Annotated in this window: 9 protein-coding genes; 6 read left to right on the forward strand and 3 right to left on the reverse strand. The window is 63.5% G+C overall.

All coding sequences use genetic code 11. The annotated features are described in order from the left end of the window. Positions 1–261 precede the first annotated feature (261 nt). Entirely contained in the window at positions 262–519 is a 258-nt protein-coding gene (locus OXU42_13250; protein MDE0030354.1) for a hypothetical protein, read from the reverse strand. Positions 520–740: 221 nt separating this feature from the next. After that, positions 741–1,352 carry a dual specificity protein phosphatase gene (locus OXU42_13255; protein MDE0030355.1) on the reverse strand — a complete coding sequence of 204 codons (612 nt, stop codon included), beginning with the start codon at positions 1,350–1,352 and terminating at the stop codon, positions 741–743. A 164-nt stretch (positions 1,353–1,516) separates the two neighbouring features. Between OXU42_13255 and OXU42_13260 the strand changes: the two genes are divergently transcribed. From OXU42_13260 to OXU42_13275, 4 genes are read left to right on the forward strand one after another with little or no spacing between them, the layout of a single operon-like run. Continuing rightward, positions 1,517–2,761, forward strand: a complete 1,245-nt coding sequence (locus tag OXU42_13260) for a substrate-binding domain-containing protein (GenBank protein ID MDE0030356.1) — start codon at positions 1,517–1,519, stop codon at positions 2,759–2,761. A 7-nt stretch (positions 2,762–2,768) separates the two neighbouring features. Beyond that, on the forward strand, positions 2,769–3,878 hold the full coding sequence (locus tag OXU42_13265; GenBank protein MDE0030357.1) for an ABC transporter ATP-binding protein: 1,110 nt from the start codon (positions 2,769–2,771) through the stop codon (positions 3,876–3,878). Positions 3,879–3,906: 28 nt separating this feature from the next. Then, positions 3,907–5,751, forward strand: a complete 1,845-nt coding sequence (locus OXU42_13270; GenBank protein ID MDE0030358.1) for an iron ABC transporter permease — start codon at positions 3,907–3,909, stop codon at positions 5,749–5,751. Between the two features lie 10 nt (positions 5,752–5,761). Beyond that, positions 5,762–6,694 (forward strand): hypothetical protein, encoded by a 933-nt coding sequence (locus tag OXU42_13275; GenBank protein ID MDE0030359.1) that lies wholly within the window; start codon positions 5,762–5,764, stop codon positions 6,692–6,694. A gap of 89 nt (positions 6,695–6,783) precedes the next feature. Here OXU42_13275 and OXU42_13280 read toward each other — a convergent pair whose 3' ends face one another. Beyond that, complete coding sequence (locus OXU42_13280; GenBank protein MDE0030360.1) at positions 6,784–7,233, reverse strand: hypothetical protein; 450 nt, start codon at positions 7,231–7,233, stop codon at positions 6,784–6,786. Between the two features lie 91 nt (positions 7,234–7,324). On the opposite strand from OXU42_13280, the gene OXU42_13285 reads away from it, so the two are divergent. Then, positions 7,325–8,896, forward strand: coding sequence for an ABC transporter substrate-binding protein (locus tag OXU42_13285; protein ID MDE0030361.1), 1,572 nt, complete (start codon positions 7,325–7,327; stop codon positions 8,894–8,896). 161 nt (positions 8,897–9,057) lie between these two features. Next, positions 9,058–10,011 (forward strand): ABC transporter permease, encoded by a 954-nt coding sequence (locus tag OXU42_13290; protein MDE0030362.1) that lies wholly within the window; start codon positions 9,058–9,060, stop codon positions 10,009–10,011. Positions 10,012–10,021: the final 10 nt, after the last annotated feature.

A 10,021-nucleotide genomic window follows, 5' to 3' on the forward strand; every position in this document is an offset into this window, starting at 1 on the left:
TGGAGGGGGACTGGGCCACCTTCTTCGTCATCACCACGCTGATGGTGATCCCGTCGCTGGTCTGCCTGTGGGCGATACGGGGGAAGCTGCGGGAGATGCTGGCTGGGGCGCAGGTGAGGCTCTTGGGGCGGCACGTGGAGGACGCCCAAGGGACGAACTGAAGCGAGCCACGCGTGTACTGGCTCGGAGCAGCGGGTACCCCGAACAGGTCAATCTGTCGTGTGGCGCCGTCGGGATGACCGGATCGTAGAGGTGGCGGGGTTATCGGCCGGTGCGTTCGATCAGGGCTTCAAGTGCGCGCATGGCTTGGGTGTGCGAGGCGGCGTGCGAAGTCATGACCTCCTTGTGCGAAGCCATGACTTCCCTGTGTGCGGCCATGGCTTCGACGTGGTGTTGGTCTTCGCGCTTGGAGCGCTGATCCCCGGCCCGGCGCATCACCATGATGCCCGCCCACACAACCCCGACCATTAGCAGGCTGATGGCGGCTTGCGTAATTCCTGTCCATTCCGATACAGACATGGCGCGTCTCCCCTCGGTCCGCCAACCCCCGGCGTCCATAATAGGTCTTTCCGCTACTGGAGTTCAAACCCCGCCGCTACATCCAAGGCAAACACTCGTCCCTACAACTATCTATTCGGCGCCGCCGCACGGAACTTTAACTTCAGGTTCACGTTATTGATGACGGCTGATTGAAAGTCTTGCGATCGGCCGTTTGGAAGGTCCGCCTCGGCTCGCCATCATCAGGCGGCAAGTATTCCAAGGTCGCGCAGCGACCGGATGGCCCGTGCCGCCTCCGCGGCGGCGTCGATGATCTCCCGTGTCGGCACCTCGGACCACTCTTCCGGAGGCAGGCCGCGCTTCTCCCTCACCGCCGCGATGGCGCCTTCAAGCTCGGGGAACCGGGCCGGGTCCCGCAGGTGGAGATAGAGCGCCGCCAGGGCAACGGAGCGGCTGCGTCCCTCGCGGCAGTGGACCAGGACGTTGCCGTTGACCTGTCGCGGGTAGCTCTCCTTGTCCGGCATCGTCTGGTGGAGAGCGCCATGGAGAATGCAGTACCCGCCGAGCATCATGCCGGCGGGATTGTCGCCGTCCACGAGCCCCAGCTTGTAGACCCGGAACGGAGCGTGTCCGGCACGGCACATAGCGCCCGATTCCCCCTCCCCGCCGTCCTCCACCGGCGCGGGGACGTAATTCACATCCACGTTGACCGCGCAGTTGACCACCGTCGATATGCCATGCTCCCGCAACAGGTGGACGTCACGCGCCGCCGCGGTCCCGCCCACGAAAAGGTCCGCGCCGTGGGGTTCGAGACCCCGGGCAATCAAGCTGAGGGTAGGAAGGGGAGCAGCCATGTGTTGTTCTTCCCACGATCCCGTCCGGCGCCCGAGGACACGCGGCGGGGGCCGGCGGAGTGCCTTGCGCGGTGACATCAACCGGCGTAATGTAGTGTCCCCATACAGCGAACGACGATCCCACAAACCACAACCGGGTGATGTCACCCCGCAGGGAGGATACCATGAAACACGTCATAACGCGTTTGTCCGCGGTCCTCATGGCCGGCCTGTTCGCCTTGTCCTTCGTCACGGCCGCCAACGCCGCCTCCAACCCGCCGCCGGAGATGGAGGCATGGCTCAAGGCGGCCAAGCTCGGCCCCTACGACAAGGACGAAAACTGGAAGGAGGTCGTCGCCAAGGCGAAGGCCGAAGGCGAGGTCGTGGTCTACACGTCCTCAGGCCGCATCTCCAAGCTGGTGAAGCCGTTCGCCAAGCTTCATCCGGAGATCAAGGTGACGGTGCACGACCTCGGGTCCGTCAAGTCGGTCGAGAAAACCATTCGCGAGCAGAACGCGAATATCTTCAACGCCGATATCGTCACCACCGGCAACTCGGGCCAGGTGATCTACGAGATGCTCAACAAGAACCGTCTCGTCAACTACGTGCCGCACCACTACGTCGACCGGATTCCCAAGGAGAACCGGGACCCGCTGCTGATCCGCGTCAACGAGGCCATGGTGTTTCTCTACAACGCGGAAGCCTACCCGGACGCGCCCCCCGTCAAGAACGTGTGGGAGCTGACCGAGCCCAAGTTCAAGGGCCGGGTGGGCATGAAGAACCCGCTGTCGTCGGGCTCCACGCTGATGGGCGTGATGACCCTGATGCAGCGTCCCGACGTCATGGCGGCGGCCTACGAGCGCTACGCCGGCAAGCCCATCAAGCTGAGCAAGGGGGTTCCGGACGCCGGCCACGAGTTCTGGGCGCGGATGCTCGCCAACGACCTGGTGATCTTCAAGTCCGGCTCGAAGCTGGCCCGCGCCTCGGGCAAGAAGGGTCAGAAGAACCCGCTGATCGCGTTCGCCAACATGACCTACATCGCGCGCAACGATTCCAAGGGCTTCGTCAACAGGATCCTGGCCAAGGTGGATCCCGTCGGCAAGCTGGTCTACCCGACCTTCACCGCCATCGCGCGCCAAGCGCCGCACCCCAACGCGGCCAAGCTGTTCACGGCGTACCTGCTCGGCAGCCTCGAGTTGAGCAAGAGCTCCAAGCTCGCGAAGCCGTACGACAAGGGAGCGAGCATGGACCTGTTGCAGGGTCTGGCCCCGTACTTCGACCCGGGCACGGTGAGCCCGCGGAGCGACGTGCCGCTGCCGGCCGGCGGCGAGATCTGGGACGACATGCCGGGCTGGAACGTCGACGCCACCTACATGTGGAAGCAGGGCCCCAAGGTCCGTGACTTCTGGACCTTGCATTCGAGCAGATAGCCAAGGCATGGAGGAAATCCATCTGACAGGTATCCGGAAGTCGTACGGCAAGGAAGTCGCCGTACGACATCTGGACCTGACCGTGGCGCCGGGTGCGTTCCTGACCATTCTCGGACCATCCGGTTGCGGCAAGACGACGACGCTGCGCGTGATCGCCGGGCTGGAAGAACCCGAAACGGGGGAAATCCGGTTCGGCGACAGGCTCATCTTCTCCCGCCAGAAGGGCGTGATCGTTCCCCCGGAACGCCGTAACCTCGGGCTCATATTCCAGGGCTATGCGCTGTGGCCCCACATGACGGTGGAACGGAACATCACGCTGGGCCTGAAGCAGATGGGCCTGAACGCGGGCGAAACCGCCGAGCGCCTCGAGGCCGCCCTCGAGAAGGTGCAGATGAAGCCGTACCAGCTCCGCTACCCCTCGGAGCTGTCGGGCGGCCAGCAGCAGCGGGTGGCGCTGGCGCGCATGATCGCGTCGCGCTCGTCCATCCTGCTGATGGATGAGCCGCTGTCCAACCTCGACGCCAAGCTGCGCACGGAAATGCGCGGCGAGCTCAAGCGGCTGCACCGGGACCTGGAAGCCACCACCGTCTACGTGACCCACGACCAGATCGAGGCCCTGACGCTGTCGGACATCGTCGTCGTCATGGACAAGGGCCTGGTCAAGCAACAGGGCACGCCCTATGAAATCTATCACCATCCGGCGAACCTGTTCGTAGCCGATTTCATCGGCGATCCCGGCATCAACCGGTTTGCCGGCACTATCGGGCGGAAGAACGGCGCTGTGGGCCTTGATTGCGGCGATCTATGGCTGCCGATCCCCGGCGACCCGCCGACGAACGCAGGGGACCTCATCGCCACCATCCGCCCGGAAAGCATCAACGTATCCACCGAGGCCAGGGAGGACTGGCTCAAGGTAACGCTGGAATCGGTTCAGCCGAAGGGGTCCGACACGATCCTGCAGGTCCGGACCGAGAACCAGTCCATCACCCTCGTGCAGCCGGGCTTCATAAGGATGGACCTCGGCGAAACCCTGTGGGTCGACTTCGAAGCGGACGCCTTGAACTTCTTCGACGTGGAATCGGAGGCCAACCTCTTCGATCAACGACCGTCCGCCTGAGCGGACCACCATCGGAAGTGTCCGAAGCATGTCGCTGAACACGGCCGATCCCGGGGGGGCGCCTCCGGTCCTTTCCCGGAGCAATCTCGCCTACCACCTTTACCGGCTGATGAACCAGCCGGAGAAGATCCTGGGCCTGCTGTGCCTCGCCGTCCTGTCCTTCCTCGTGCTGGTGCCGCTTTTCGAGATCATCCATGACGCGCTGGTCTACCAGAGCTACGACCTCGCCTACCGGCCGGAAGCGAAGGTTGGCTCCTTCACCCTGTTCCATCTCGAACGCGTCTTCACGGGCCCACTTTCCAGGGCGCTGTTCCTGAAGCCTCTATTCAACAGCGTCGCCGTCGGCGTTTGCGTGACGGTTGTGGCCGTGAGCATCGGAACCGCCCTGGCATGGCTCATGGTGCGCACCGACATCGGCTGCAAGGGCGTGTTCGGAGCGCTGGTGGTGGTGCCGTACATGATGCCGTCGTGGGTGCTGGCGCTGGCATGGCTGAGCCTGTTCAAGAACGACCGGATCGGCGGCAACGAGGGCATGATCACCAGTTTCTTCGGCGTACTGCCGCCGGACTGGGTGAGCTATGGCTTCTTTCCCATCGTCATCTGCCTGGCGCTGCACTACTACGCCTATGGCTTTCTGCTGATGTCGGGCGCCCTGGCGACGGTGGATTCGGAGCTGGAGGAGGCGGGCGCCATCTCCGGCATGAACCGGCGCCAACGGCTATGGCGGATCACGTTCCCGTTGCTGCTGCCCGCGCTGGGCTCCGCCGTGGTGCTCACCTTCATCCGCATCCTCGGCACCTTCGGGACGCCGGCCCTGCTCGGACTGCCGGTCCGGTTCTTCACCTTCTCGACGCAGATCTACGCCTCGCTGAACGCCCGCAACAGTGGCGACGCCTTCGTCCTCGCCCTGGTCCTGATCGTCATGGCGATCACCTTCATCTGGATCAACAGCCGCGTGATCGGCGTTCGGAAGAGCTTCGTGACCCTGACCGGCAAGGGCTTCCGGCAGCGCGAGATCGCCCTCGGCGCCTGGCGCTGGCCGGCCACCATCGCGGTCGGCGCCTTCCTCGCCGTGACGGTGGTGCTGCCGATGCTGATCCTGCTTTGGGAATCCCTGGTCATCACGCCGGGGGAATATACCCTGAAAGGGCTGACGACGCATTTCTGGATCGGCAAGAGCGACATCGACATCGCCAATGGCGAGCCCGGCATCTGGCATTCCCCGGGCATCTTGAACGCGTTGTGGAACACCATCAAGCTGGGCGTCCTGGCGGCGCTGTGCAACGGCATGCTCGGGTTGCTGGTGGGCTACGCGGCGGTTCGCGGCCGCGGCACGCTGCTGGCAAGGTGGCTCGAAGGCGTCGCCTTCGCGCCCTACATCTTCCCCTCCATCGCGCTCGGCGCCATCTACATCGGCATGTTCTCGACTCCCTGGGGGCCGCTGCCCGCGCTGTACGGCACATTCACGATCCTGGTCCTGATCACGGTGGTCAAGAACCTGCCGTTCACCTCGCGCACCGGCATCGCCGCCATCCTGCAGATCGACAAGTCCCTGGAGGAAACCGCGCGGGTCCAGGGTATCGGCTGGTTCCGGCGCATGGCCAAGATCATCCTGCCCATGTCGTCGAGCGGCGTGATCGCGGGCATGCTGCTGACCTTCATCACCGCGACCCGCGAGCTGTCCCTGATCATCCTGCTGCTGTCGCCGGCCAACATGGTGCTCACCGGAGTGATCTTCAGCTACAACGAACACGACATGACCCAGCACTCCGGCGCCGTGACGCTCTTCCTGGTCATGATCATCGTCGGCGCCAACGTGCTGGTGCGCCTGCTCACGGGCGGCGGCGGGCTGGCGGGCCTTCGGCACACCTGAGGGAAACCCGATGGCAACGACAATCCGGATCGCCGTGACCATGAACATCCGCGCCGGCGAGGCTTTCGAGATCGCTCAGGGGCTGGCGCAGGGCAACCTGCCCAACGGCTCCGAGATCATCGTCTCGTACGGCATCGGCAACAGCCGCCTCGGCGGATTCGACGCGCCCAAGCTGGTCGCCCAAGGAGAGGTGGACCTGGCCTTCCTCAACCCTTCGCCGGTCTCCTATATGGCGTTGAACGGGCTGGCGCCCTACACGGAGAAGATCGACATCCGGAACCTCGCGGTCTTCCCCTCGTGGGACAAGATCGCCTTCGCGGTGCGGAGGGACCTCGGCGTGCGGTCGCTGGAGGAAATCCGCGAGAAGAAATTGCCGCTCAGGCTGTCGACCCGGGGACAGGGCCCCGAAGGCACCACGGAGTTCACCATCCGGCGAGTCCTGAGTCTTTGCGGCTGGAACCTGGAGGACGTGGAGCAATGGGGCGGCACCGTGGACAAGGTCCCGGTCCCCGCGCACCCGAGGCGCATGGAGGGCATCGAGCAAGGCGCCTATGACGCCGTGTTCGACGAAGGCATCACGAGTTGGACACGCGAGGCTCTGGCCAAGGACATGATGCTCCTGCCGTTGCAGCCGTCGGTCTTCGCCGCGATGGAGCAATTGGGCTTCCGCGAGTCCGCCATCCCCAAGTCCGCGTTCCCGGCGCTGGACGCGGACGTGCCCGCGCTTGAGTTCGGAGGCTGGCCGCTCTTCTGCCGCGCGGACTTCCCCGACGACCTCGCCTACGCGGTGGTCAAGGCCATCGCCGCCAGAAAGGAAACCATGCCGGTGGACGGCGACCGTTTCGACATGAGCCGGATATGCAGGAACACGGAGGAGGGGCCGATGTGCATACCGCTGCACCCGGGCGCGGAGCGATATTATCGGGAATCGGGGTACTTGTAGGTGCGGCGGGGAACGCGTCTATACTCTCGGCCAAAACATCGAACTTCCGCGAGTCTACGTACCCCTCGGCGCCGCGTGCGGGCGTTGCGTCAGGCTGACTTCCCTCCCCGATGGATGAAGCCGAGGCAAAGGCCGAACAGTCCGAATTGAAGCACGAGATAGAGCGTTTCCATCCAGATGAACGCCGACGTTCCCGCCACCTGCTGCTTGGCGACGAAGGCTAGCACGTGGGAAGTCCAGAAGAAGGCTCCCGTGATGAGGGCGAACTTGAGCCCTCGCCGAAAACTGCTTCCCCCGGTCGTCAGCATTGGAAACAGGATGGAAAGCAGAAAGCCCTGAAGCACTATGCTCAGCAAACCGACAAGAAAGTTCGGCTCGCCCTCGAAGTAGCCGAACGATTCGTATCTCTCTTTGAAGAGCAACACATGCCAGCCCACGGCGAGAGAAAACGTGCAGACCGTATAGGCGGCGGTTCCCAAGATCAGCTTCCTGGCGTTCATCATCATGCCCCCAAGCTCGGATAAGCCCTGTCTTGCCACTTATTTGACATGCTCCCGCCACTCTTGTTAACGTGGCGCGGCCCAAGCGGACCCACACAACTTAATACAGCAGCTTGAAAGAGGTCGACCTATGAACATCATGAATTGGGGAACGGGACGTGTGCGCAACCTGTCCGTGGTTCTCGCGACCGCGCTTTTAGTGTCCGTCGCCGCGGCGTACCCGGCCTTTGCCCAGGACAAGCCGGTGCGAGGCGGCACGATCGTCGGCGCAACCGTGCTGGAGCCGAAGTCCCTCGACCCGCTGTTCGGTGACGGCGGCAACCTGGATCACTACGTCTGGCGGCAGATTTATGAGTCGCTCCTGGACATCAAGGGAAGTGGCGAAGTCGCACCCGGACTGGCGACGAGCTGGAAGTTCACCGGCGACAAGAAATCCATCGATTTCACATTGCGGCAAGGCGTCAAGTTCCATGACGGCACCGCGTTCAATGCGGAAGCCGCGGCGGTCACGTTCCGTCGTGCGCTTTCGAAGGAGTTGAACGCACCGCGCGCCTCCGACCTGTCCGCGATCACGGGGGTGGAAGTACGCGGCCCCTATGAACTGCGGATCAATCTCAAGGCGCCGAGCTCGGCCGCGCTGCCGGCCATCGCCTTCGCCGGCCTGATTGCGTCGCCCGCCGCCATCGAGAAGCACGGACAGGATTACGGCAGGAACCCGGTGGGGACCGGCCCCTTCAAGTTCGCCAGTTGGCAATCGGGATCCAGGATCGTCCTCGAACGAAACCCCGATTACTGGCGGAAAGGCGCCGATGGAAAGCCGTTGCCCTATCTCGACCGCGTCATCCTTCGGTTCATCAAGAAGAGCGCCGTCAAGGTCATCGAGGTCAAGTCCGGCAACGTCCAGGTCATCGACACCGTGTCCGCCCGGGATCTGAAGACGGTGAGCGGCGATTCCAACCTTCGGCTCGTGCGCACCGGCAACGGCCGGCACGTGATGTTCGCATTCAACATTTCCAAGCCGCCGTTCAACGACATCCGGCTGCGGCAGGCGGTCCTGTTCGGCATGGATCGACAAACGATGATGAAGGTCATCACCCTCGGCAGAGGACAGGTCACGCCGACCCTGATACCCAACCAGAACTGGGTGTTCGACGCCACGCTCGAGAAGTACGGTCACAATCCCGCGCGCGCCAAGCAACTGCTTGCCGAAGCCGGGCACGCGAGCGGCCTCAACGCGCGGCTGGACATCATCAAGCGTGAGCCCGACGCGACGGTGGCCCAGCTCATGCAGGCGCAACTGAAGGAGGCCGGCATCAACCTCACGATCAAGACCGTCGACCGCCAGTCCATGCAGGCCAGTCTGCGCGCCAAGAACCACATGTTCGGCATCGGCCGCTTCACGGTGCCGGGGATCGACCCCGCGCAGACGTTCGGACGGATATTCGGACGGCGCGCGCGTATTCAGCGGACCGGCGTGAGCGACGAGGAGCTCTTCGACATGATCGACAATGCCGCTCGGCAGACCGATCAATCGGTGCGAAAGGGTCTCTACCGCGAGATTCAAGCCTACCTGGTCGACAATGCGCTCTACGGCTTCCTGTTCTTCATGGAGTCGACTCAGGTTGAGCGGACCTCGGTGAAAAACCTGAAGCGCACGGTGGGCGGCGCCTGGGTGTTCGCCGAAGCGTGGACGGCGAAATAGCCGTTCCGAAATCTGGCGCCCTTCGACTTCGCTTCGCTACGCTCAGGGCGAACGGGGATTCTACTCAAGACTAATTAACGTAACCGTTCGCCCTGAGCGTAGCGTCGCGCCAGCGGCGCGAAGTCGAAGGGCGCCAACCCCCACACTCCGCCCTCGGGCTGATGCTTCTGTTCATTTCGAAGCGAATCGGACAAACCGTCCCGGTGGTCCTCCTGGTCTCGTTCTTCGTCTTCTTCGTCATCAACGTGATCCCGGGGGATCCAACCCTCACCGTTCTGGGGGAGTTCGCGACCCCCGAACAACGCGAGATCGCGCGCCAGCAATACGGCTTCGACCGGCCGATGTTCGTCCAATACCTGGATTGGCTGACCAGGACCTTGAGCGGCGACCTGGGCCGATCACTTCACAGCAATGAACGTGTCTGGGCCATGCTGGTCGACCGCCTGCCGGTTTCGCTGGAGTTGAGCGGCCTGGCCCTGATCATTGCCCTCGTCATCGGTATTCCCGCCGGCATACTGGCCGCGCTTCGACGCGGCACGACCATCGACACCGTCATCGGAATGTTCTCGGCCGTAGCCCTTGGCGTGCCCTATTTCTGGCTTGGGGTCCTGCTGATCCTCCTGTTCGCGATCGTTTTCAACCTGCTACCGCCCTCCGGGTACGTCCCTTTCACGGAATCACCCTTCGAAAACCTGAAACTCATGATTCTGCCCGCCCTGACCATCGGCCTCCACGTCGCGCCGCTGATCGTGCGCCAGACACGCGCAAGCGTCTTGCAGGTGCTGTCGCAGGACTACGTCCGGACCGCCCACGCCAAGGGTTTGCCCTGGTCCGCCATCGTCCGAAAGCACATCCTGCGCAATGCGCTCATACCCGTCCTGACGCTGGTGGGCCTGCAGCTCGGAAACATGTTGGGCGGGGCCATCGTCACAGAGACGATTTTCTCGACACCGGGACTGGGCAGCCTCATCGTCGCGGCGGTGTCCACGCGGGATTTCCCGGTGGTTCAAAGCGGCATCTTCCTGGTGGTCCTGCTGGTGATATTCGTCAACCTGATAACCGACATACTTTACGCGTACGTCGATCCGAGAATCAGGCAACTCCTGATCGTATAGTGGGAAGGTC

The organism is Deltaproteobacteria bacterium (assembly GCA_028818775.1).
In the GTDB taxonomy this organism is placed as follows: domain Bacteria; phylum Desulfobacterota; class Binatia; order UBA9968; family JAJDTQ01; genus JAJDTQ01.